Genomic DNA, 24,607 nt, shown 5'->3' with positions numbered 1-24,607 from the left:
GCTCCGCGCCGGTGGAAATGAGATAGATACGGGTGGTTTCAACGCTGGAATGGCCCAACACATCCGCCAGCTTGACGATATCCCGGCAGACCCGGTAAAAGGTCCGGGCGAACAGGTGCCGCAGGTTGTGGGGAAACACCTTGCTGGGCGCTACCCCCGCCTTTCTGCACAGCCGCTTCATCTCCGCCCAGATCTGTTTCCTGGACAGACTCTTTCCGCTTCTGGTGAGAAAAATCTCGCCGGAGGCGGTTTTTTGCGCTTTGGCGTACTTTTTCAGCTTCCGGCACAATTTTCCCGGCAGGAGAATCGTCCGCAGCTTACCCTTTAACGCGATTTCCGCCCGCCCAGCCTGTACCGCCTCCACAGTAATATACTTCACCTCGCTCACCCGGATCCCGGTGGCGCAGATGGTCTCCAGCAGCAGGGCCAGCCGTTCCCGGCCCAGGCCGTGGGCAGCGGTAACCAGCCGCCCATATTCCTCCCGGGTGAGCTCCCGCCGGTCATCCCGGAACAGGCGGCGCTGGACCTTCAACGCCCTGACCCGGTGCGCCTCCCAGCCGAGATGCGAAAGGAATTGATTGACCGCCGCCACCATGGAGTTGACTGTCGCCGGAGCATAGCCCTGCTTCAGCAGGTCGTCCCGCCAAGCCGCAGTCCGCTCACGGGTGACTTCCGCTCCGTTCAGCCACCCAGCAAAATTTCCGACGTCCCGCCGGTATTTTTCAATTGTCCCCGGGCTGCGCTCCTGGACCCGCAGCGCACGCATAAACTTCTCAAGGTGGCCTTTTTTGATGATGTGCTGTTCCATATCGTACATTCCTCGATTCGCTCAAATAGTAGGTAGGTCCATTATATGATATGCCACGCAAACCGCCAGATGATACATGCGCAATCTTCTAAATCGCATAAAAAACGGACGGCTTCCAAAGAAAGCCGTCCAAAGGCTGTGGGAAAAGTCCAGCGGCCTTTTTAATTCTTTCCATCACAAAAGGGGCCCGTCTTTTGAAAAGACGGGCCCCTCTGTTCGGCCTTCCAGAAACAAACCTGCCTCCAGAACGGCCTGGGTCTGTACCCTCAGTTCGCGGCGTTGAACGCATCGCGCACCATCTCGTCATAGGTACGCATGGTGGTGATGTCGGTCCAGTGCTCGTCCAGATCGGCCTCCGTCCGCTCCTCGTAGGAGTGGCTGTTGGTGGCTTCCTGCACGTCCGCGTAGAACCAGGCGGTCTCCGGGTTGTCCGGCCACACCTTCATGTCGTCCAGCATATACTCAGCGTTGGGGCTGCGCTCCAGAACTTCGTTCAGCAGAGCCATAACCTCGGCACGGGTGATGTACTGGTCGGGTCCATAGGTCCCGTCCGGATAACCGGTGGTCCAGCCCTCATAGGCGGCGCGGTTGATGTAGGAACGGGCCCAATGGCTGGAGATGTCGCTGAACTGATCGGGACCGGAGTACTGGGCGTCAGAGAACTGAGCCGCCACGACGGCAAACTCGCCGCGGGTGATGTAAGCACCCGGGTCAAAGGTGCCGTCATTCCGGCCGGTCATGATACCGCCGTTGGTCAGCGTGGTGATGGCGTAGAAGGACCAGCGGTCCGACGCCACGTCGGGGTAGGGATTGTACTCGGTGATGTAGTCCGCGCGGGACTCATCGGTGAGCAGACGGAAGAAGATGGTAGCCACTTCCTCACGGGTGATGAGATTGTTGGGCTTCACGGTTCCGTCGGGGTAGCCAGAGACATAGGCGATGTGGTCTTCCTTGTTCAGCTCGGGCTCAGAGGAGGAGTTTCCGCCTCCGCCGCCTCCGCCGCCGCCTCCGCCGCCGCCAGTGCTCTGGCGAGTGGCCGTGATGGTCACGGTGATGTCGCTGGTGATGTTGCTCAGGGTAAATTTGTTGCCTCCGTTGGCAGCCAGAGTGGCCGAGCCGTTATACGTGGGGACGTTCAGGATGTACCCGCTGTCCGCCGCCGCGTTAAAGACATAGTCGCTGCCGCATTCCACCTGAATCTTGGTCTCGCTGGTGTCGATGGCAGTGCCGTTGGCGTCGGTGGCGCTGGCGTGCTCATAAACGAAGGTGATGAAGTGGTGGTCATCCAGATCCTCCACACCGTCGTGGGTGGACACCCACTTGGCATACAGAGTGATATTTTCGGTGACCGGGATGGTAAAGTCATAGGCATTTGCGAAGGAGCCGTTGTCGGTATACCAGCCCTTGAAGGCGTGGCCCTCCCAAGTGGGATCTGCAACGCCGTTGGCGGTATTGCCGAAGTTCACGGTCTCGCTGGCGTTGGCCTGGCCGTTGTTGTACACATAGGTCACGGTCAACTGAGTGGGATCGCCGGGATCAAGGGCGTCCAGCTGGTTGGTGATCGTACCGCCTTCCACGCTGGCCGTGTAGCCGGGAACCGGGATCTCCGCCACCGTGTAGACGTACTTCACGCCGTTGTTATCCAGCTCGGGCAGCTTCTCCCAAGTATAGGTCCAAATCGCAAGCGTGGTATCCAGTCTCGCAGTGGAATAGACGCTTCCATTCTGGAGCAGATTCACCAAAATCGCGTCGGGACGGGTGTTGTAGGCGTTGTCCGCGTCCTGCCATACCTTGTTCATCGTGAAGGAGGCGGTGTTGTTATCCAGCGCGCTGTTCATCACAAACACGCTGTCCTGTCCGAAGGACGCCACATCGAAGGTGTAGCCGGCGTAACCCAGAGCGGAATCGCTCTCGTCCAGGTTGACCGGGTGTTCCTGTCCGTCCACGGTGTAGGCAATCACATGGGCCTCATACTCCCGCAGCAGCCCGGTTTCAGGATCGTACACAGGCAGGTCATACCAGGTGGTACTCCAATTCCCAGCCTCACTGATTGTTGCAGTGATTCCGGTGGGGACCGCTTCCACAGGAGCGCGGGTATCCTGGCGGGTGGTGTAGTACAGCTCCACCTTCACGCTGTCAGGCCGCTCGCCGGTGGCGTTGTTGTCATCGTCCCAGGTATACAGGAGGGTGATGTTCCGCAGCTCAGAGTAGGTGTTGGTGATGGTGGTCGTACCATTCTCATCATCCCAGTCATAAGTGACCTGGAAATGACCGGTTACGTCATTGCCGTTGTCATCCACCACCTTGGTTTCCACCGCGTGGTAGGTGATCAGCTTGCCGCCCTCGTACTTGGGCAGATTTTCCCAGCTCAGATTCTTGTTACCGTTGGGAACAAACGTAATATCTTCCGCTCCGGCAACATCCTTACCGTTGCCCAACAGGTGAATGGTAGCTTCGCCGACAGTGAATCCAGCAGCGCCGAAGTCCCAATTTTTAGTCACACTGTGACTGATCTCCTCAGGATCATGGGTCAGAGTGATGGTGTAAGCCTTGTCCGCGAAAGACACGCTGTGGGTATAACCCTCGGTGTCGTTCACGTCGGCGTGCGCCTTGTGATTCACAGTGACGTCCGTCAGGTCGCTATCAGTGAATTCCTCGTCCTGGTCAAACAGCACAGGAACCGTATAGATCCACTGGGTGTTGCCGTTGCTGGTGGTGATCAGAACGCCGGAGGCATCCGCCAAGTCGATCGCGTACTCCTGACCCTTGAGGGTAAAGTCGATGCTGTTGGGACGGATGCCGCAGCGGTTGCTGTCGTCATCCCAGACCACATTGACGGTAATCTGCTTCTGATCGTAGTCGGGCGTGCCGTCGTCATTGGCGTCCACTGCCCAGACCGCGTACAGGGTGGCGTTCCCGCTCAAAGTGTAGGTACTGTCCTCTTGATACATCGTCGCCGGCGCATCCTCCGCATTGGTGACCACGCCGTAAATGTCCTCGGCCCAGCCCAGGAAGGTATAGCCTTTGTAGGTCATGCCGCTCTGGCCAAGCACGATAGCCTCAGCGTTGGTCTTGCTGTATGCTGTGTTATCCACAGGGGCATTGGCGCCGCCGTTGGCGTGGTAGGTCAGCGTCCAGGTATCGGGAGAGTAGGTGTTGGTGACGGTAATGGTGTTGCTTCCGCTGCTGAGATCCACTTCGCCACTATACGTTGCCGCATACCCGGCCGGGATGTTGCTCTCTTCCACGGTGTAGGTGACCGGCTGGCCGTTGACGGTCAGAGGCAGGCCCTCAACCGTAGCGCTCGCCCAATTCTTGTCCTTGCTCATCGTGGCGGTGCGGGTGATCTGAGTGGCATCACCAGAGCCCTCAAAGGTACCCGTGACGATGAAGGTCAGGCTGTCGGGACGCTTGTCGGTGTACTGCTCGTCGCCCGCCCAGGTCTTGGCAATGGTCAGCGTGCCTGTGGCGGCTGTACCGGAGTAGGCGTTGACGATCCGGGCGTCGCTTACCACACTGCCATCCTTCGTCACATTGGCGGACTGGGTGGTGGCGGTGTAGTTGCTGGGAGCCGTATTCTCATAGGCGACATAGTCAATGGTGCTTCTTCCATCCTTGTCGGTCTTGAGGACGGTTCCGGCGTCCCAGGTGTAGGTCCAGGTGTCGCCATTCACAGAAATGCTAGTAGGCTTAATGCCATTGACCGTGGTGCCTTCCCGGTAGAGCATAATGCCCAGAACATTCTTTTCGACAGATGTATCAGTCGGGCGGCTGTCTTCCGGGGCGTCCGCGTCGTTCCACACCTTGGTAACGGTGATTTGGCCGTAGGTGTTGCCGCCACCGGGCTCGTCTGGATCGACCAGCGTGAAGGTGTTGGTCAGTCGTTCAGCGTTATTTTCAGTCAACGCAACCGTGAAATTCTCTGTCGTGAAGTTCGGCACGTTGCGCTCAATAACCTGGTACTGAATGGCCTGACCGCCGCTGTACATGGGCAGGCCGGAATAGGTGACGATGTAGTTACCGTACTGGTCCTCCGTAATCGTGGGGGTAGCAGTCACAGGCTCACCGTTGACAACGCTCAACGTCAGATACTGGGCATACTCGCTGGTGCTGGGCCGCATGTCGTAGCCATAGTAGTCAGAACCCCCCTCGAAGTCACCCTTCCAATACTTGGTGAATCCGAGGCTGTTGTAGGAGGTGGAACCGGTGTAGGACAGCTTGTAGCTGACGCTGTTCGGCCCGAACGCGGTAATGGTTTCGTCGTAGTTGGTAATGTCGTCCACAGAGCCCTGATAGGTCTGCTGTTTGCCGTCCTCAAACTCGGGCAGGTCCTTAATTGTCAAGGTCCCGCCACCGTTTCCATCTGTGACAAACTCATACCGCCCTTCTTCAGGAGGAACAATCTGTCCGCCAGAAACGGTGAGAACGATTTCCTCATTACCCAAGTTCACGGTCACAGTGCCGGGCCGCTTACCGGCGGCGTTATCGTTGTCATCCCAGGTCAGGGTAACCGTGTACTCCACCGTGCCGGGGGTGTGGGTGTTGGTCAGGGTGACAGACTCATTGATAACAGGATAGGCGGCTTTACTGTCATCGACCGTCACGCTGCTGCCAGAAGCGGTCAACTCATATTCAGCGACCGCGTTTTCAGAGACGTAGTAGGCAATCTCCTGTCCACCCGCCTTCTGAGGCAGACCGTTGATGGTGGCAGACCAGCTTTCTCCGTTAATCACGAAGTCCTGCACCTTGACATAGCTGTCGCCTTCCGCCTGGTACAGGCTGCCGGTGACGCTGTCGGGCCGGATGCCGTCCTGGTCGTTGTTGTCCTCCCAGTCCTTGTCGATGGTAATATTCACAGTGACCGGGGTGTGGGTGTTGGTGACGGTCATGTAGCCGTCGCCAAACGCATTGTACGCATCGACGGTGTAGTTGTCGTCCAACGAATTACCCTGAGTGATTTCACCGCCTTCAGCATTTACCTCTACGATAGAGTAGGTGATCTGCTCATTACCAGTGGTGAACCGGGGCAGGTTTTCCCAGACAGTGGTCCAGTTGCTATCACTGGATGCAACCGTCTTGGTCCACTCACTGAAATCGGTAAACACGGTATCCTCGGACACATCCGCACCGTCCACCTTCGCCACCAGCTTCAGGGTGACGCTCTCGGGCCGGACGCCGTCCTGGTTGTTGGCGTCATTCCAGACCACGCGGGCCGTGAAATTCATCCGGGCCGCTTCCGCGTTCTGAGCGGTATTGGTGACAGTCGCAGAATTAGTACCAAACTGGTAGGAGGTCTGGTAATAGATACCGCCGCCGCCCACATAGTTCGTTTCCGCCGCACGGTAGACGATCTCGTGGCCGTTGCTGTACTTGGGCAAATCTTCCCAAGTGTGGGTCCACGGTTCGGTTTCACTCCCCGTCAGGGTAACGGTACCATCCTGCTCTCCCAGCTGGTCCTCTGTCGCCGCAACGCCGTCCGCCAGCAGCTGCATGGTTGCGGAGGCGCCGGTCCCTTCTTTCCACACCTTCGTTACCGTGTAATCCACAGTAGCGAGCTTATGCGTGAGGTTCAGCACCAAACTACCGGTTGCGGCAGTTTCGTCATCTGCATACCCGTCAAAGAGGAAGTAGTTCTCCTTCTGGTCTGCACCCTCGTTTCCGATGGCATAGGTGTAGTCCGTAAAGGGAGCAGTATGATCTGTCGCCGTGAAGGTGAGCGGCTGACCGTCCGCGCCCAGGAACGCCACATAGTACTTGGCGACGGTCGTTTCCTCCAGATAGACCTTCAAATTTTCAAAGGTATAGGTCAGGGAATTGCCGTTCTCGCTGTTGGCGGCGGGCAGGGTCACGGCGCTGCCAATCTTCCGTAAGCTATCAACGCCAGTACCACCAGTGGGGTCCGCATACAGCTGGACCTTCAAGTCGCTGGGCCGCAGGCCGTCCTGGTTGTTGGTATCGCTCCAGTTAACGGTCAGGGTCATGGTCTTGCCGGTCAGCTGGTACAGGCCGTTGTTGCCCAGGTAGATGTACACGTCGTTATTGTTGCCCTTGGTGGCGGCGGTGACGTAGTCGGACGCGCCGGCCACGCCGGTCTCGTTCTTATCGACCTGAGCCTGGTCGTTCGCAAACTGCCCGCCGGGCCAGTAGTACGGCATGTCATAGGTACCTTCCACCGTCTGGGCGGAGGAGGGGATGAAATGCACATAGGACCGGGTGGGAGCGCTGACCAGGTAGCTTCCGGCCGTCTCCACATCCGCGCGCATCTTCACGCCGTAGGTGAGCTGGAGAGGCTGGGTGGCCTCATAATAGTCGTACACGGTCCCGCCGCTCTCCGACTTGGTGATGAACACATTGTAGGCCATCAGCTCAGGGGGAATGTCCACCTGCATCTGCCGCATGCCGTCCGAAAGCTGGCGGACGGTGATGCTCAGATTGGCCAGTTCCTCCTGGTGATTGTCATCGCGGAAGGTCACCACACCGCCGCTGGCCAGATATGCGGGGCCGTCTGCGGGGTTCAGCTCAGTTCCATCCTCCTTGTATGCCGTTAAAGTATACTGAGCAGAAGGCAGAGACTGAATCTCGTTTTCAACGATCTTGTACTTCGGAACGGTGAGGGTCATCTTGCCGGTAAACTGCACCCCTTCGCCCAGGGTCTCAAAGTAGGTGATGCGGTTGCGCTCACCGGTGGATTCGCCCACGTCGGTGTTTACGCCGAGGTCACCGAGGTCGTTGCGGATCTCGTCCATGATCTCTTGCAAACGTTGTTCGTCCATCTCACCGGTATAGGAGCCATCTGCATAGCTGAAACTATCATCGATCTCCCAGTTATTAGCAAATAACTCATGGGCCAAGTCATATGCTTTTGAATAACGATTACTATTCCATGCACTCTGAACATTATTGCTCGTAGGATTCAGAAGGGTTTCCTCATAGATACCGCTCAAATCTTGTCCAATGGTGTAAAATTTGGGGTTCTGATCAGAAGATGGATAGTGAGTTCTGAAGTTACTTGCAATCTGCTCCTTGAAATAAACAGCAGATTTTACCGTATAGTAACCATGAGTATCACCACTATCGGAACTCGTCATGCCGTTTCCCTTTTGATTCTCCCCAGTGGGGTTCCAATAGGTATCAGAGTAAAATGTGGGAACACCGTCTGTAATAAGAATCAGCACCGGAATATGCTCCGTATCATCCATCACAGAATTCATTCCACTGATTAACGCATTTGCGCCGGTGGCAATACCGCTCTGAGTATAAGTCCCTCCAGTAAAACTGACAGTCCCATTACGGCCTTGAATCGTCAGTGAAAATCCTGGGTTATCACCCCATCCTCCCTCATCGTACTGCAAGTAGTCACCATCTGATGCAGATGAAGTATAGTGACCCAAGGGAAGCGTCAGGCTTGCAGACTCCGAAAATGTGGTAATTCCAACACGGTTCTTCTCGTTTCCTTCCCCTTCTAGAAACGCTTTCATTGCCGTATTGATAGCACTTACAGCATCTCTTCCTTTAGAACTATCATAGTTTGTCATGGATGCAGACATGTCCAGTACAAACATAACATCGAAGGCAACGTTATTGATGATCATCTCCCGAGATGCGTACGTCTGCCCCAACGCGGAGAAGGTCACGTCAAAGTCGTTGTTGTCCCCAATGGACACCGACTTATCCGTCCAGATCTTGCCGTTGAGGGCGGGAGCTGCGGCTGGTACCGTCAATCTGCTGAGCGCCATCAATAGCATCTGCCTTGAACGCAGTTCGCCAGCCGTCGCTGGTAACCTCGTCCGCCTGCATGGCAGCCGCATACCCGTTGATGCCGCCGGATACAGCTGTTTCAGGTCCAGCCGCGGCCAGCGAGCTGACGGGCAGCATCCCCGCAATCATGGCCAACGTGCATAAGAGACTCAGCGCACGTTTCCATTTTCGCCTCATGTTCTTTCCTCCTTTACCTTAAATTCTATGGTTTCATGCTAAGACATTTCAGATGGGGCATTCACTCCTTCCACCCTCCAGCCGATGGAAAGCTGTTCCGTCTCCAACAGTGTGTTGATCGCCTGCTCCGCCAGCCGCTCCAGATTGCAGTATATCTCGCGGCTGGTGTTTTGATAGAGCCGCCGCAGGCTGCGGGGGTTGCCCCGCTCCTCCGGCACTCCGGCCTCCGGACACAGCTTTCGAATCGCACCGGTGACGGCGGTCCGGCCGACGGGATCGCCGTTCCTTGTCAGAAACAAGGGACCGCTTCTCCTCCCGCGCCGCGCGCAGCAGCCGAAGGTACTCTGCCCGCGTGATGTCAGATGGTTCGCTTTCCTCCAGCTCCAGCCGGTCCGTCAGCTGAAATTCCCGATGGCCCAGCCAGTTGAGGAAACTGTTTACCACTGATACGCTCACGTTGATGGTGCGGGCCGCGTAGCCCTTCTCCAAAAGCTCCTTCCGCCACCGGAGCAGCGTGCTCCCATCGACCTCCATACTCTCCGGAAGGCTGTCGCAGAACAGCTGCAATGCCCGCCGGTAGGTTTTTCTCGAGTCAAAAGGATGCTGCTTCCTGCGCAGCCCGTTGATGTACTCCTCGATCAGCCCGCGCGTAATCTTCACACACGCGCGGTCCGCCGCGGCATTCCGCAACTCCGGCATGTCCGGTCGGAGCGCCTGATCCTCCCGCATGGACTATCCCTCCTTTCCGCCGTCTTGCCTCACATGTAAATTCGGCAAAATTGATAATTTGTCGTTTTTTATGCCGCAAAACTCCAGCGCATAGAATACGACATCTGTATTTTAGCACGCTTCCCCCAGATGCGCAAGGGACTTATGGAATTTTAACACGGAAAAGAAACGCCTCCCTTTTGAGGAAAAATCCTCCGGTTTTTCATGTTTTCCGCACTGCTTTCCTCTGTGGATCAAGGCTTTTCCTCCGTTCCCCTCCAACCGCCCCAAAAAAGTTCAAGACATATTTATATTTTCGAATGGTAATTCGAAATTCCAGATACGCCAAAATTTTGCAGAGCCGCAATCTGCATGAGCAAACGGAGCATTTTCCAGGCGCAATAGTCCGCCCGGCAGCATATCCGCGCGTCTGCACCGCCTTATAAAAAAACCGGACCTTCTAAAAAGAAGGTCCGGTTCTCAGGCTGTCAAAAAAGTCCAAGGACTTTTCCGACAGCCTGCAAAAATGCCGTTACTTTTGCGCCCCGCAGCGGCGCAAAAGTCCTCGCCGCGCTCGCTGAACGCCTTGCTGTGCAAGGTATTCAGGGCATTCGATCCCACTCGAGGCGGGCTGCCGCCCCCTCGCGCTCCCCCGCCAAAACCGAGGCGAGTTCTACTCAACAGCGGTTTTTTGACAAGCTGCTCTCATCTGCCCCCGTAAGCCGGGCGGCAAGCGCGGCTTACCGGGTCATGACGTCAATAAATGTCATAATGGTGGAATTGAGCTCGATGGTCCCCATATTTTCCTCGTTCCACTCCTCCAGAAGCTGGTAAATTCGGGCAACCCCGGTCCGGAACGTGTCGCTCTCCTCCACATTGGACATAATCAGCAGGAACGCGTCCTCCCAGGTCTGGGGATCGGAGGACACATAGGTCACATACTTCTCCAGCATCCGGAAGGCGTCCTCGGTCCGCCCCAAATTAAAGTAGGACTCCGCCAGGTAATAGGGGATGATGTTGGAGTCCACCTGTTCCAGACGCTGAGCGTACCGCTCCATATTCGCCTTGATCTCATCCGAGGCGCTGTCATCGCTGGCCGCGTTGTACACATAAGAGACGAGATAGTCGCTCCACTCAAACCGGTCCAGCTGAGCCGCAAAAGCCATATTGCCGTAGGTGGGGGTCTGGAAGAGATTCTGGGCGATCATGTTTCCTCCCAGCAGGCAGGTATAGACCGCCACCAGGATGGCGCAAACCCGCGGCGCCCAGGTCTGGATTCTCACCCGGCCGGGCAGCAGGGGCAGCGTCCCGCCGCAGCACACGCTGATCAGCGCAAAGGCCGCAAAAGCCAGCGGCAGGTAGAAGTTGCTGGAAAACACGACCTCCACAGCCGCGTGGCCCGCCATGAACACAAGGCAGGCCCCTAAGGCGGGGGTCAGCGGGTGAGACTCCTCCCGGCGCAGGCTCTTCCAAACAGCCGCCGCCGAAACGAGCAGCACACCCAAAAACAGAATCAGTCCCACCACGCCTGTCTCAATCAGAGACTGGATATAGTGGTTGTGGACATACCGGGTGGTGTAGTAGAAGGACTGGACGCTGGCGTAGCCGTTCTCAAAGGCTCCCATGCCAAGGCCCACGATTGGCGAGCGCTGAAAGAGCTTCATGCCGTCCTCAAAGAACACCACACGCTGAATGGCGTTCTGGTTGGCGAACAGACCTTGGAGACGGTTGGCCATAAAGCCGGGCAGGAGCTTATACCCCAGTTTGATGGAACCGCTCCCGGCATCCCCCTGGTAGGTCGCGGAGTCGAATTCCGTTCCCTCCGAGGAGGAGAAATTGAAGTAGAGGACCAAGCTGTCCTCCGGCACCGTGAACTGAGCTCCCTGCGCGTCTCCCCGGTAAAGTACCGTGCTGGTGTGCATCATGGTATCCTGGCGGTTCTGGCTCTCGATGGTCACGGACAGACCGCCGGTAGACTCCACCTGAAGGGTATAGGTCCCGGGGTCCGGATAGGCGGAGCGCCGCAGCCCCTCCCCGGCCTCCAAGGTCACCCCGCCGGTCACGTTCATTGCCAGCGCCACATACAGCGCCGCCAGAGCCAGCACCGCCGCAATCAGTCCAAACACCGCGCGGCCATGGGCGGCCAGGCGTTGCGACAGCTTTTGTCCAATAAAGCGGTCCGCCACAATCAGCAGGGCGGCCTCCGCCGCCGCGCAGATCAGGGGAACCGGCTGGATACCGTCCCACGCATCAAAAGCGGTCATATACACCGGAAATACCGCCGCCACCGTTAAAATCAGCGTCTCCAGCATCAGGATCAGCAGAGAGGCGCGGCGGGAGGAGCGCTCTAAAATCAGGTAGATCACAAACGCCAGAGCGATCATGCCCGTGGCGCCCATACTGAACGCCAAGACAAAGGAGAGCGCGTTCAGCGCCAGACACACCAGATGGAACCGGCGCTCCCCCTCTCTCTGCGCGGACACAGCCATTCCCAGAGAAATCAGCACACCGATTCCCACACAGCCGGCAAAGATATTGGGGTTGTCAAAAAAGGAGGTCATACGCACCCCAGCCTCCACGCCGGTCAACTGGGAGTAGGCGGTGGTAAACATCTCCAAAAACGCCTGGACCGCTCCGCTGAGTATCCTGGTGGAGATCAGGTCGATACTGAACAGCCCGGCAAACGCGGTACAGCCCTCCAGGAGCATGGCCGCCCGGCGCCCCGTCTCCTGCCCATTCTCTTTGGAGAGGGCCAGGATCAGCACAAATACGCCAAATGAAATCAGTACTTTTAAAAATTCATACAGAGCAAACTTGCCCGACACAGCGTATAACGTGGATATCCCATCCATCAGCACCCACAGGGCAACGGCCCCCGCAACCCAGGTCAGGCGCCCCCTCAGACGGTCCCCCCCAGCCAGCAGCGCCGCAATGGTGGCCAGAGCAGTCAGCGCGGCCACCACCTTAATATTGTTCGAATTCGTCAGACACAGCAGCAAGAACGCCGCCAGAGCGCCTACCGTCAACCAGACCAATTCTTTTCGCGGACGCACAGCAGCGGCCGGCACCGGCTTACGAGTTTTCTTCGACATGTTAACCTTCCTCCGGATCAGTGCAGTTTTTCTTTATTTACGATTCCCTTCCAAAGGGTCATCAGCAGGATCTTCACGTCCAGCAGCAGAGTCCAATTCTCAATATAGAAAATGTCGTGCTGGATACGCGCCTTGATGGAAGTGTCTCCCCTCAAACCGTTTACCTGAGCCCAGCCCGTGATCCCGGGCCGCACCTGGTGCTTGACCATATAAAGGGGGACCTCATCTTTGAACTGTTCCACAAAGTGCGGAATCTCCGGCCTTGGTCCCACCAGGCTCATATCTCCCTTGAGTACGTTGAAAAACTGCGGCAGCTCGTCAATGGAGAACTTTCGGATGAACGCTCCGAATGCAGTCTTTCGGTCGTCGGAGTTTGTGCTCCATGCGCTGTCCGACCGGCTGTTTACCCGCATGGAACGGAATTTGTACATATAAAATTCCCGCTTATTCAGCCCTACCCGCTTCTGCTTGAAAATCACTGGCCCCGGTGAACTGAGTTTAACGCCTATCGCCGCAAACAGCATCACCGGAGAGGTGAGCACGATCAGAACCAGAGCCCCCACCACGTCCATGGTTCGCTTTAAAAAAGCATTCCCCAGATTGTCCAGGGGAATCCGCCGTAAGTTGATAATCGGCAGGCCATTGATGGAATCAAATTGGGGATGAGCCGGCATATACTGGGCGTAAAACGGGATCATGGAGAGTTTAACTCCACTGGCCTCACAAGCCTGAATCACCCGGGGCATGGACGTATACTCCTCTATGTCCAAACCAGCCACAACCTCGTCCGGCCTGTATTCCTCCAGCAGTTCCCGCAGCCTGGAAAAACCGCCCAGGCGGGGTACTTCCCGCCAATTTTTCTCGTCAGCCACATAGCCTAGAATCTGAAAACCAAGCTCCGGGCTTCCTCGCACCTCCCGCAGATAGTCCCGGGCCGCCGTGCCGCTCCCAACAATCAACACTTTTTTCGCGTTATATCCCAAAACACGGACACGATGGAGTGATTTCCGCAGAACGATCCGCTTCACTCCCAAGCTTCCGTTCACCAGAACGAAAAACAGCCCCAGGGCCAGACGCGAGAAATGGATATCCTTCATCAGGAAGAAGCCCATCTGCAACAGTACGAAATCCAGGGTGTTGGCCCAAAACATCCGCCCCAGCTCCTGGTAGAGGCGAACACTGCGGTGAGACTCATACAGCCCCATGATACTGAAGGTCAATAAATGCAGAGGAATCAGCGCCGCCGCCACCACAGCATATGCCTGAAAGGGCATCACAGACACCCCGCCAGGCAGCACATAAAAACGCAGCCAATAGCCCGCTAAAAACGACAGAAATACAAGCAAGCCGTCAATAGCCACATTCAGCCGGTTCAAGAGCCGCTGATTTTCCTGAATCATGTCCGGTCATCCCACCTTAAATTCCGGCCGGTCTCTGCCGGAGCATGTTATGTACAAAATTCCTCTCTTAGCGCCTTATTATACCAACGAAAGAAACCCTTGTCAAATTTCTGCCTCCCCTGTTTCCCCTTGGATGTATATATTTCAGCAACATTTCTTCCATTTTCACCGAAAGTAGAGCGCTGTTATGCGCGTTTTAAAGGAGGTTGTATTTTATGGCCAGCACACAGACGCCCCACTATCACCTGAACCAATGGATTTCCACCGACGCGGTGCAGCGTGTGGAATTCAACCAGAACTTTACCGCCATCGACACCGCGCTGCACACCTTGGACCAGAACCTTCTTCTGAAGGGGAGCGCGTCCGATTTGGCGGAACTTTCCGCCACTGTGTCAGCGCTGTCCGGCGAGGTAGCCGGAAAGGCGGAGGCCTCCGCCCTGAGCGCTGTCTCTGCTCAAATTCCCCAGCTCGTATTTGGCACTTACACCGGAAACGGAGAGTACGACTCAGACAGCTCCTACACAAGCGTCTCCCAGACCATCAATTTGGGATTTAAACCCAAGGCAGTCCTGGTTATGAGCGAGACTGGCGGCATGGACTCCGGTAGCGGCCGGTATTACGGCGGCATGGCCTGGGCCGGCAGCAATCTGGTCGTTTTCCTGGATACCAACTACGGCGATATCAACGCCAATGTTATTACACTCACCAACTCCGGCTTCACCGTATACGTTCAGAGAGTTCAGATGAGTTCCTCCTCTTACCGGTACATCGCTACCAATGAGGCCGGAAGGAAGTACCGCTATCTGGCAATCCGGTGACCGGCGTGCTGTATTCCATGCAAAAATGCCGTTACCTTGCGCCGCGCAGCGGCGCAAAAGTCCACGCTTCGCTCGCCGGAATCCTTGCACAGCAATGCTTCCGGGGCATTTGATCCAATTCGAGGCGGGCGGCTCCCCCTCGGGCTCCCCCGCCCTAACTCAGCCGGTTTTCATTCTGCGCAGGTTTTTCGAAAAACAGAAGCCGCGGTTCAAGTTGAACCGCGGCTTCTTTATTGGGGCTTTATTTTATTGTTCAGGGGAATTTTTGTTATCCTACCACAGTTTCAGAAAAGTTCATCAGAATCTGCGCAACCTCCGCACGGGTGGCCGTGCCGGTGGGATCCAGCACGCCATTGCCCTTCCCGGAAAGCAGACCGGCGTTCACCGCCCAGTCCATAGCCTCCAGGGCCCAAGCGGAAATGGAACCATAGTCCGTGAACTCCTGAATCGACGTGCCGCTCTGAGTGGTGTTATAGCCCCTCATCTGGGCATAACCGTACAGGATCAGCGCCAGCTGCTCCCGAGTCAGCGGATCGTTGGGAGCAAACTGGGTGGCGTTGTAGCCGCTCACGATCCCGTTGGCGGAAGCCCAAGTCACCGCGTCGGCAAACCAATCACCAGAGGACACATCCGTAAAGTTCTCGGAGCCGCTCACCGCGGGCTTGTTCGCCATCGCGTACAGAGTCTGTACCACCATAGCACGGGTCAGCGTGTTGTTAGGCGCAAACTGGGTGGAGGAGATACCGGTCATCAGGCCGTTCTCATACACATAGTTCACCGCCTCGGCGTACCAGGCGCTGGAAGACACGTCGGAGAAGACGGTCTCGTCCTGCGTGCCGCTGGGCTCATCGGGCTCCTCGGTCTGGCTGCCGTTGTTGCCGGAACTGGAACCGCCACCGCTGGAACCACCGCCGGAGCTGGAATTGCTGACCAGAGTCTCCCGCGGATTGTCGCCGGTATAGCGGTAGATGGGGAAGTTCATGGTCTCCTCGTCATAGTCGATGACGCCGTACTGGTAGAGGCTTCCGTCATAGCCGTTGGAGTCGGTGACGTCGGGCTCCATCAGCATGGCAATCACGTTGCCGGCTACCTGGTCCATGGGGATCACATAGGCGCCGTTGGAGAAACGTACCCGCTCGGCGTCCCGCAGGCCGGCCTCAATACCGCGCTCCTCATAAGGACCGACATAGTAGTACTGCTCCAAAGTGGCTCTGGAGCCGTCAGAGAGACGGTAGTACTCCGCACCCTGATTGTCCAGAATGTACAGGATCTTGTCGATATTCTCCAGATCGGCGGGGATCACATAAGCGGTGGGACGAGTACGTCCGCGAACGATGGTGTCATACAGCGCCAGAGTGTTGGTGGAAGAGCTGTACTCCGTACCGTCCATGTTGTACTGCACACGAGTACCAGCATATTCGGTCTGAACAGCACCGGAAGCGGTCTGATACAGAGCCAGGATGTCGTCTTCCTCACCATAGACCGCGCCGTTGGCGATGGTCTCCTCGCGGGCGTCGGCCACCAGTTCCTTGATCTCCTCAGAGTGCTCCGCCGCATAGGTCAGATAAGAGAGAACGGCAGTCTCCTGAGAGAATACGCGGCGCTCGAAATTGGTCTTGCCTGCGCCGATGCCGCGGGTCTCTACCAGGAAGGACAGGCAGTCATACAGGCCGAAGTAAGCCCGGCCAATGGGGTTGTTCGCCGTCTGGCCGTAGTGGTACACGCGCAGCCCGGCTTCATCCAACTGCTCAAAGGTGTAGCCGCACATATCCAGAGCAAATTCGGTTACGGCCGCATTGTTGTTCAGGCTGGTGGCGGGGGTGGTCTGGATGTCGTCCGCGTTGTTCATGTAGCCCGCAGTGTTGGCCCCGTAGAAGGTGAACTCGTGGGTATCCACCACCACTTCCGCCATGAACAGACGGTAGGCGGTGTGGAGCTGGGCCAGCTCAGCAGCCTTCAGGGACATATGGTCCCGGTTCATGTCGAAACCGTCATAAGTCGCACGGCTGAACAGATAGGAACCGTCCGGATTGATTCGAGGCACCACAACAATGTTGATATCGTCCAACAGAGCTGCGGTCTCCGGATCGGTGACCAGATCGGTCACTACCACCAGAGCGCCCTCACCAGCGGCGGGCTCGTTGGGATGGATCTGCGACTGATACCACACAGTGGTCTTGCCGTTGGCGTTGACCAGATCGGCAGCTTCCTCCAGGGTGGCGTCCTCGGGGATCGCCGTCTCGGTGAAGATGGCCAGAGGGATGTCGAATTTGTAGTTGGGGGTGGTTCCGGCCGAATACAGGTACATGTCGTCACTCTGGGCATCCATTTCCTTCATGTACGCTACCATCTCGTCCTGCGTGGTAAACTCATGGGCGGCGTCGGTGCCGTCGAAGGCGGGGGTGGTGTAGCTGTTCGCTTCATGAGTGGTACCCTCAACGGAGAAGCGCTGGTCCAAGATCTCGTCGGGCCAGATGCACAGCATGTTGTCCCGGGCATCCATCACATAGGTATCGGGAGCATGGCTGGGCTTCACGGTAGGCTGATAGCCGTCGCCGAACGCATCTTCGTTGGTGCCCAGCTTGCCGCCGGTGACCTCCACGGTCATTGTGCCCGCCGCAATATCTTCGTCGGTCACGTTGAAGATCTTCAGGATATTATAGTAGCCGTCGCCGGAGATGTGGTAGCTGTAAGTACCGGCCTTGTTGATAGTGTAGCTGCCGTCCTCATTGGGCAGAATCTCCTGTAAATAACCGCGGCTGATCATTGTATCCAGCGTGCTGCTGGCAGAGGTGGGGAAGCCGCTGTACAACTCCACCGTTACCTCATTTTGGACAATCCCATCCGGATAGGTAAAGGTGAGTTCTGTTTTCGTCTGATCGTCGTAAATTCCCGCGTACTCTACCAGAGCGCCCAGCAAAGCATTGCACTGGTTCTGGTCTACGTCTGTACCGCGGGTATCCTCCAGAGCATCCCGCTCCGGGTGCCACTGGAGAGCCAACGCAAACAGGCTGCTCTGGTGCTCAATGGCCTCCACGATGCCGTCGGAGGACGTGGCCACGATGGTCAGGCCGCCACCCAAATTTTTCGGGTCCACCGCCTGGTGGTGAGCAGTAGCAACCCACTCCAGGGTATCTGTGCCAAGAATATCGTACAACCACTTGGATTCCTTGCTGATGGCGATTCCTTCGTTGCCAGCACCGCCAGCCAGTTCATGGTAACCGGTACCGCGGCTGTGAATCAAGCCATCAATGTAAACACGCAGATGCGCATCTTCCCCACATTCGTAGGCTTCAAATTCCTTAGTTTCACTGTTCCACTTCTGATAGCCGGTGTCCTCCACAGGGACCTTCAGCGCATCATCCATGGCCTCATAGCCGGTCAGATCACTGGGGACAGAACCAGAGAGAATACCCGTCACGCGGTCAGCAGTGATCTCACCGCTCAGGACTTTCTGACCCAGGTAGTAGGGCACATCCTGAATCAGACCGCCGCCCATGGCCACGTTGAAGCCCTGCTCACCCCGGCAGACAGCCAGCAGAGGTACATCCATCTCGATGGCCTGCTGCATCAGGTGAATGTCCGAGGTGTCCCGGGCGTCGTTCCAACCGCTGGAGCCATGAGGGGTCTGCTCCTGATCATAGAGGTCAGGATTCCAGTCCTCGCCGCCGGTCATAAAGATACCATCGATCTGACTCAGAACTTCCCGAGCCTCATCGGCATTGTGTACCTGGGGCAGATACACGGCGTAGGCGCCATTGCGCTCGAAAGCCTCGGCAAACCCCTGGTAATCGCTACCAATATTATCTTTTTTCCAGGAAATACCCACGATGGGGCGCTCGTTCACATCGGTAATCTCGATCTGCGCAATGTCCCCGTCCTCGTCAAACCCCAGGTTTGCTGTTACCGCATACTCGAGGGTGCGAAGACCAGTCGACGTCCCCAACTGGACTTTGGGTGCGTCGGCCACTCCCATCACTGTTTTCAGATCTTCCACTGTGTCAATGTCAAATCCGGAATTGGAGCTGTCAAGGATTTTCACCTCCGAATCATATTTGGAGGTGTAGACTACATTGTAGTCTAGGCTTCCAGATTCTTCCGATGGATACAGAATCGCATCTTCCACTGTCGTCGCAACACTGGAATTCTCCGCAGGCGGAGCCTCCGCACCCAGCGATGCCACAGGCAGCAACGATAGAATCAATGCGAATGCTGTTGCGGATGCAAGGAACCGTTTCTTCATTGGTTTTACACTCCCCTTTTCTAGTCAGTTTTTTGGACATTGCTTATGAAAATGCAGCAAGGACAATTCAGCCCCAATCTTTTGTCCCCTTTGCAGATTCATCCTTCCGGTCTATTCAGCACAATTTTCATCCAACTTCACAATTTCTTTTGATTCATCATAGCACGTTTTATCTCACTGCACAAGTATAAAACTTAATTTTTTCTTGACAGCAGCCAAAAAAATTTTTTCTCCATGAATATAAATTCATCATTTTTGAATTTTCTCGAGTAAAAATTCAAGTATATCTCCCGAGACAGTTTGGTAGAACTCCCCTTGCAGAAATTCCCTTGCTCAGATTTCTGGTTCTGGGGGTTATCCCAAATAAAGATATGGTTCCCCCAGCTGAATAAGGCGTGGGAGCCAAACTAGTTTAAGGAGGAATTCCAATGAGAAACCTGAAGCGGGTTCTCAGCCTGGGCATGACTGCCGCCATGATCACCGGTCTGATGGTCGTGGGCACCAGCGCTGCTTCCTATGCGGATGTTTCCACCGAGGATAACGTGGAAGCCATTTCCGTTCTGGAAGAAGTCGGCATCATGGTGGGCGATGAGAACGGAGACTTCAATCCTGACCAGCTGGTCACCCGTAATGAGATGGCTGTTGTGATGTCCAACCTGATGGACTACCGCGTGGCCACCTACGCTGGCACCAGCCCCTTCACCGACGTGCCCTCCTGGGCCGAGCCCTATGTGGCTGCCTGCTGGACCAACGGCATCACCGCCGGCACCAGCGCCACCACCTACGGCGGCGACGCTTCCGTCACCACCGCCCAGGCTGCTCTGATGCTGATGAAGGCTCTGGGTTACTTCCAGTACAGCAATGACTTCGGCTCTGATTGGCAGCTGTCCACCGTGAGCCAGGGCAGCAAGATCGGCCTGTTCGATGACGTGGAGGCCGCTGTCTCTGAGGCTATGACCCGTAACGATGTGGCCCAGATGGTTCTGAACACTCTGGAGTCCGGCATGGTTGAGGCCTCTTCCGGCAGCAGCATCACAGTTGGCGACATTGTCATCAACAACAATGTGGAGTACAACTACGTCACCAGCAGCGAAAAGTTTGCTACTGCGATCTCCGATGAAATCCCCGCCTCCAGCACCAGCAGCACCAAGGGCGCTATCGTGGAGCTGGGCGAGAAGCTGTACGACGGCGATCTGAAGAAGTACGACAACGCTCAGGACGACTTCGGCCGTCCCGGCACTCAGTGGAGATACAAGACCACTGACATCGGCACCTTCGCGGACAATACCGTCGAGGTCTACACTGCCAAAGCCTCCAAGGGTGATCTGTACACCCTGCTGGGCAGCTCCATGGTCAACGACCTGAAGGACGGCGACTTCGAACTGGATGTGTTTTATAATGGCGAGCGCCAGGGCAAAGAGGTCATCAATGAAGGCGAAAAGAACGAGACTGTTGTTTACGCTCCCAATGCTGACGACTACTTTGACCGCAACAACTCCGCTGCCGCCGGCATCTCCGGCAAGGGCGTGGTCACCGAGGTCTATGTGGACGACGATGACGATGTTGTAACCCTGGTGTTCATCAACACCTACGTGATGCAGGCCACCGCTGACTATGATGAGGACAAGGGCGACCTGAACGTTACTGCGTTGACTGGCCCCGCCATCACCGTTAACTCCCTGGAGGATGACGAGTTTGATGTGGCCGATTATGCTGAGAACGATTACATCATCTACACTTATGCTAAGGATGATGTGCAGACCATCGAGCCCGCCAAGGTTGTGAGCGGCGAGGTTACCTCCTACTCTAAGACCAACTATGTCACTCTGGACGGCACCAAGTATGAGTACGCTGCGGGCATCGAGGGTAAGGAAGAAGAGAGCGGCTCCTATGATATGACCTATGTTGTGGGCGACAACGCCTCCATCGTGCTGGACCCCTACGGCTACGTGATCTATGTGGACGACGCCTCCATCTCCGTGGGCAACTACGTGTATGTCTCCGCTGTTGCCAAGACCACTGGCCTGAGCAGCAACGTGAACGGTAAGGCTTACTTCTCCGACGGCACCAACGAGGAGATCACCATCAAGAAGATCAACAATAAGGCTGTCAGTGAGTATAACTTTGACGTCGACCCCGATAAGAATACCGGCGAGTTTGAAGCTGGTTGGTACTCCTACACTATCGACAGCAAGGACAAGTACAGCCTGAAGGGTGCTGAGACTTCTAAGGTTACCGAGGCCACCAAGATCCTGAATGGTAAGAGTACTTTCGCCGAAGGTGTTAAGATTTCCGGTAACAGCGATACTATCTTCCTGGTGAAGGATAAAAACGACGAGATTACCGTCTACACTGGCATTGCTAACGTTCCTGAGATCACTCCTAACGAAGACAGCAAGATTACTATCGGTTACATGAAGAGCAAGGACAACGGCGAGAAAGCCGCTTCCCTGGTCTATGTGGACGCCACCAAGGCCACCATCAAGGACTCCACCAAGGACAGCCTGCTGTACCTGCTGAAGCTGGAGGAGACTAAGCATGACTCCGTTGACGGTGATCCGGTCCAGGTTTGGACTGTCATCCTGGACGGCAAGGTGACCACTATCGAGACTAAGGAGAATTGGAACGACCGGGTCGAGGAGAAGGTTCACTTCTTTGAGAATTACAGCATTGACTCCGATGGTTACTACGAGATCGGCGACGAGTTTGAGGCTGACACTGATAAGGCTGTCGTGGAGAAGCTGAGCAGCCTGTCTTACAGCAGCGGCACCCTGACCATCAACGGCAGCACCTATGTCACTCTGTCTGACACTCAGATCGTTCTGGTCATGGCTCCCGACGGCAACAGCGACCTGGTCACCGACATCATGAAGGATGCCGACGCTGACTACGAGGTCCGCACTCCCAGCGGCAGCGCTCTGGCCAACCTGTTCAAGAACTATGAGCTGGAAGGTAAGGCTTATGTCACCTATGCGGATGATGTGACCGATACCGACCTGGCCACCGTTCTGTACGTGGTCGTGACCAGCGCCACCGAGGTCAAGAACTAATTAGAGTTTCCGGAACTTCGGTACGCCTAAAAAGCAACAGCACCTCCGCACTTTCGTGTGGAGGTGCTGTTTTAAACTGTAAGAACACCCCCTCGCACTAAGTGCGAGGGGGTGTTCTCACTTTACTAAACAGACGGAGAATCCAAACTTAAAATCAGTCAGGAATCTCAACCGCACCCTTCACGGTGACGTAGATGCTCTCAACAACGGAGCTGTCGTCATCCTCCAGAACCAGGGTGTAAGAACCACGGATGGAGTAGTCGCCCAGCAGGCTGTTCAGACGGCGGCCGGTCACGCTCATGACCTCATAGTCGGCGTCGGGATCAGTCATCATGTCATTGCGCACCGCGCTGGTGTTGGAGCCAGTGGGGTACAGAACCACGAAGATCTTAGTATCATCGGTGATGATGAAGTTGCGGTCAACCTTCTCGCCGTTCTTGCTGATGGACAGAGAACCACCGCTGACGGAGATAGTCGCCTCGGCATCCTTAGCAGCGCCGGAGTAGATGCTCAGATCGTCGGTCTCATAGGTGTTCTTGGTGCTGTCCTCAGCCAGCTCCTGAGACTCATAGTAGCCATCGGAGTCGATGCTGTACTTGGAGTACAGGTTGTAGGCGGTGAACTCGCCGGCCTTAGCCTTGATCTGGGTCTCCTGACCGTCCAGAATGGCGTTCCAAACCTCGATGGTCTCGTTGTCGGCATCATCCACATAGCGGCTGTCGCGCTTCAGGATGTACAGCAGGCTGTCGGTGGTGTTGTCGTCCACAGTGATGTCGTCATTGTCCGCATCCACGAAGGCCACGGAGACATAGGTCTTGCTGGAGGAATCCTTCTCCAGGAAGTAGCAGACGTCGAAAGAGGCGCCATCCTTAGCGGTGATGTCGGGGAAGTTGTTGATGCCGGTGTACACGGTCACGTCGTCGCCGTCATCCACGATCAGCACAGTGCTGCTGTTGCCGTACAGGCCGTTGACGAACTCAACCTTCTCGCCTTCCAGCTTGGTGACGTTCTTAACCACGTCGTCGGTCTTAGCGGAGGTCAGGGTGTACTTATCGCTGCTGTTGACGCTGTAAGAGTACCAGCCGTTCAGCGCGCCGGACTTGCCGCCGATAGTGGTGGCATTGTCGATCTTGTCGCCGATCTCGCTACCGGACATGCCGTCAACCTTGTTCAGGGTGACCTCGGCGGTGGTGCCGTCGGTGAAGTACACCTTGGAGATGTAGTTGCTGGCCAGACCGGAACCGGCCACGGTGTTGTACACATACAGGTAGTTGCCCAGAGAGATCTCAGCGCTGTCCACGTACAGGACATAGCCAGCCTGATCCAGAACCACGGCGGCGTTGTCGCCCACGCGGTACTCGGTAGCAACAGAGCCAGTGCCGGCCACATTGCCGTCAGCCTTGGTGCCCTCGACCTTGGCGGCGTAGTCGTACTTGGTGCTGTCCAGAGTCACGGAGTCCTCCAGGGAGTAGGCAGTAACCTCACCGGTCACAACCTGAGCGGGGTAGATATCCTCCACCTGGCCGTCGGCCACGGTGTACAGAATATACTCATCCTCGGAGTAGCTGTCGATGTCGAAATCGTCGCCGTTGAGCTGGCTCACGGTGATGTTGGCGGCACCCTTCTCATAGTCAGCGGGAGCGGTGAGCACATCAACACTCAGAGTATCCTTGTTCTCGTTGTAGTCGGCGGTAGCCTGCATCAGATAGGTGTTGATGTACACCAGGGTCAGGTTGCCGTCGTCGTCCAGATAGACCTCAGTGACCACGCCCTTGCCGGACACAGCGTTGGTGTCCTTCTCGCCAGCGGCAGCGGAGCTGTTGCTCAGGAAATAGGTGTTGCGAACGTCGTTAAAGGCCTTGCCACGGAGGCGGTTTTCGCCATGGACGGGCTCGCCGTCAGCATAGACCATGAAGGTGTACTCATCGGAAGAGCCGTTCTCACCCGCGGGGTTGCTGGCAATGTCATCCAGACGGGCCTTGCTCACCAGGGAGTACAGATCGCCCTTGGTCACCTTGTTGGTGTAAGTGGCCAGAGGAGCATCAGAATAAGTTCCAACCTCGTTCAGGTTGTAGACCCAGCGGGTGCCGGGACGGCCGTAGGCGTCGGTGGTGTCCTCGGTGCGGCGCAGGTCGCCGTCATACAGCTTCTCGCCCAGCTCCACGATGCAGCCATCGGTGGAGATGCTGGTGGCGGTGTTCTGGGGCTTAGCATCATCAATGGCCTTAGCATAGGACTCGGTGCTGGTGACGTACTGATACTCCACACCGTTGGTGATGGTGATGTCGCCGATGGTGATGTCCTGGCCGGTCTTGTTGGGCTCGACCATGCCGGACTCCAGGGTGTTCAGAACCAGCTGGGCCACGTCGTTACGGGTCATAGCGTCCCGCACATTGGACTCAACATTCTTGAACAGGCTGATGCGGTTGCCCTGGGTGACGGTGGCCAGCTGCCAGTCGCCGTTGAAGTCGCTGTTATACTGGAAGTAGCCCAGAGCCTTCATCAGCATCAGAGCGGCCTGAGCGGTGGTGACGCTCTGGTCGCCGCCGTAGG

At 56.3% G+C, this 24,607-nt stretch carries 10 protein-coding genes; 2 read left to right on the top strand and 8 right to left on the bottom strand.

What is annotated here, in order from left to right; genetic code table 11:
- From B5F19_RS12920 to B5F19_RS12900, 6 genes are all read right to left on the bottom strand, one after another.
- On the bottom strand, nt 1-808 hold an 808-nt coding region (locus tag B5F19_RS12920; RefSeq protein ID WP_087291121.1), incomplete at its 3' end, for a tyrosine-type recombinase/integrase.
- A gap of 266 nt (nt 809-1,074) precedes the next feature.
- Complete coding sequence (locus B5F19_RS12915; RefSeq protein WP_242972813.1) at nt 1,075-7,659, bottom strand: Cna B-type domain-containing protein; 6,585 nt, start codon at nt 7,657-7,659, stop codon at nt 1,075-1,077.
- A gap of 817 nt (nt 7,660-8,476) precedes the next feature.
- The gene (locus B5F19_RS17545) at nt 8,477-8,743 is read right to left on the bottom strand and encodes a hypothetical protein (RefSeq protein WP_162612580.1); all 267 of its coding nucleotides are present in this window, start codon (nt 8,741-8,743) and stop codon (nt 8,477-8,479) included.
- 38 nt (nt 8,744-8,781) lie between these two features.
- A complete protein-coding gene (locus B5F19_RS18065; protein ID WP_242972812.1) occupies nt 8,782-9,042 on the bottom strand; it encodes a hypothetical protein in 261 nt (86 codons plus the stop codon).
- Between the two features lie 1,149 nt (nt 9,043-10,191).
- A complete protein-coding gene (locus tag B5F19_RS12905; RefSeq protein ID WP_087291115.1) occupies nt 10,192-12,543 on the bottom strand; it encodes an O-antigen ligase family protein in 2,352 nt (783 codons plus the stop codon).
- A gap of 17 nt (nt 12,544-12,560) precedes the next feature.
- Complete coding sequence (locus B5F19_RS12900; protein WP_087291112.1) at nt 12,561-13,943, bottom strand: undecaprenyl-phosphate glucose phosphotransferase; 1,383 nt, start codon at nt 13,941-13,943, stop codon at nt 12,561-12,563.
- Between the two features lie 215 nt (nt 13,944-14,158).
- On the opposite strand from B5F19_RS12900, the gene B5F19_RS12895 reads away from it, so the two are divergent.
- The gene (locus B5F19_RS12895) at nt 14,159-14,761 is read left to right on the top strand and encodes a hypothetical protein (protein WP_087291110.1); all 603 of its coding nucleotides are present in this window, start codon (nt 14,159-14,161) and stop codon (nt 14,759-14,761) included.
- Between the two features lie 268 nt (nt 14,762-15,029).
- Here B5F19_RS12895 and B5F19_RS12890 read toward each other — a convergent pair whose 3' ends face one another.
- Nucleotides 15,030-18,887 (bottom strand): gamma-glutamyl-gamma-aminobutyrate hydrolase family protein, encoded by a 3,858-nt coding sequence (locus tag B5F19_RS12890; protein ID WP_162612579.1) that lies wholly within the window; start codon nt 18,885-18,887, stop codon nt 15,030-15,032.
- A 545-nt stretch (nt 18,888-19,432) separates the two neighbouring features.
- Between B5F19_RS12890 and B5F19_RS12885 the strand changes: the two genes are divergently transcribed.
- A complete protein-coding gene (locus B5F19_RS12885; RefSeq protein ID WP_087291106.1) occupies nt 19,433-22,054 on the top strand; it encodes an S-layer homology domain-containing protein in 2,622 nt (873 codons plus the stop codon).
- 154 nt (nt 22,055-22,208) lie between these two features.
- On the opposite strand, the gene B5F19_RS17540 is transcribed toward B5F19_RS12885, so the two are convergent.
- On the bottom strand, nt 22,209-24,607 hold a 2,399-nt coding region (locus tag B5F19_RS17540; protein WP_087291104.1), incomplete at its 5' end, for a hypothetical protein.

The organism is Pseudoflavonifractor sp. An184 (assembly GCF_002160305.1).
GTDB lineage: Bacteria > Bacillota > Clostridia > Oscillospirales > Oscillospiraceae > Lawsonibacter > Lawsonibacter pullicola.
The sequence above is the reverse complement of the archived record's forward strand: the minus strand, read 5'-3'. Positions and strand labels throughout refer to the sequence as shown.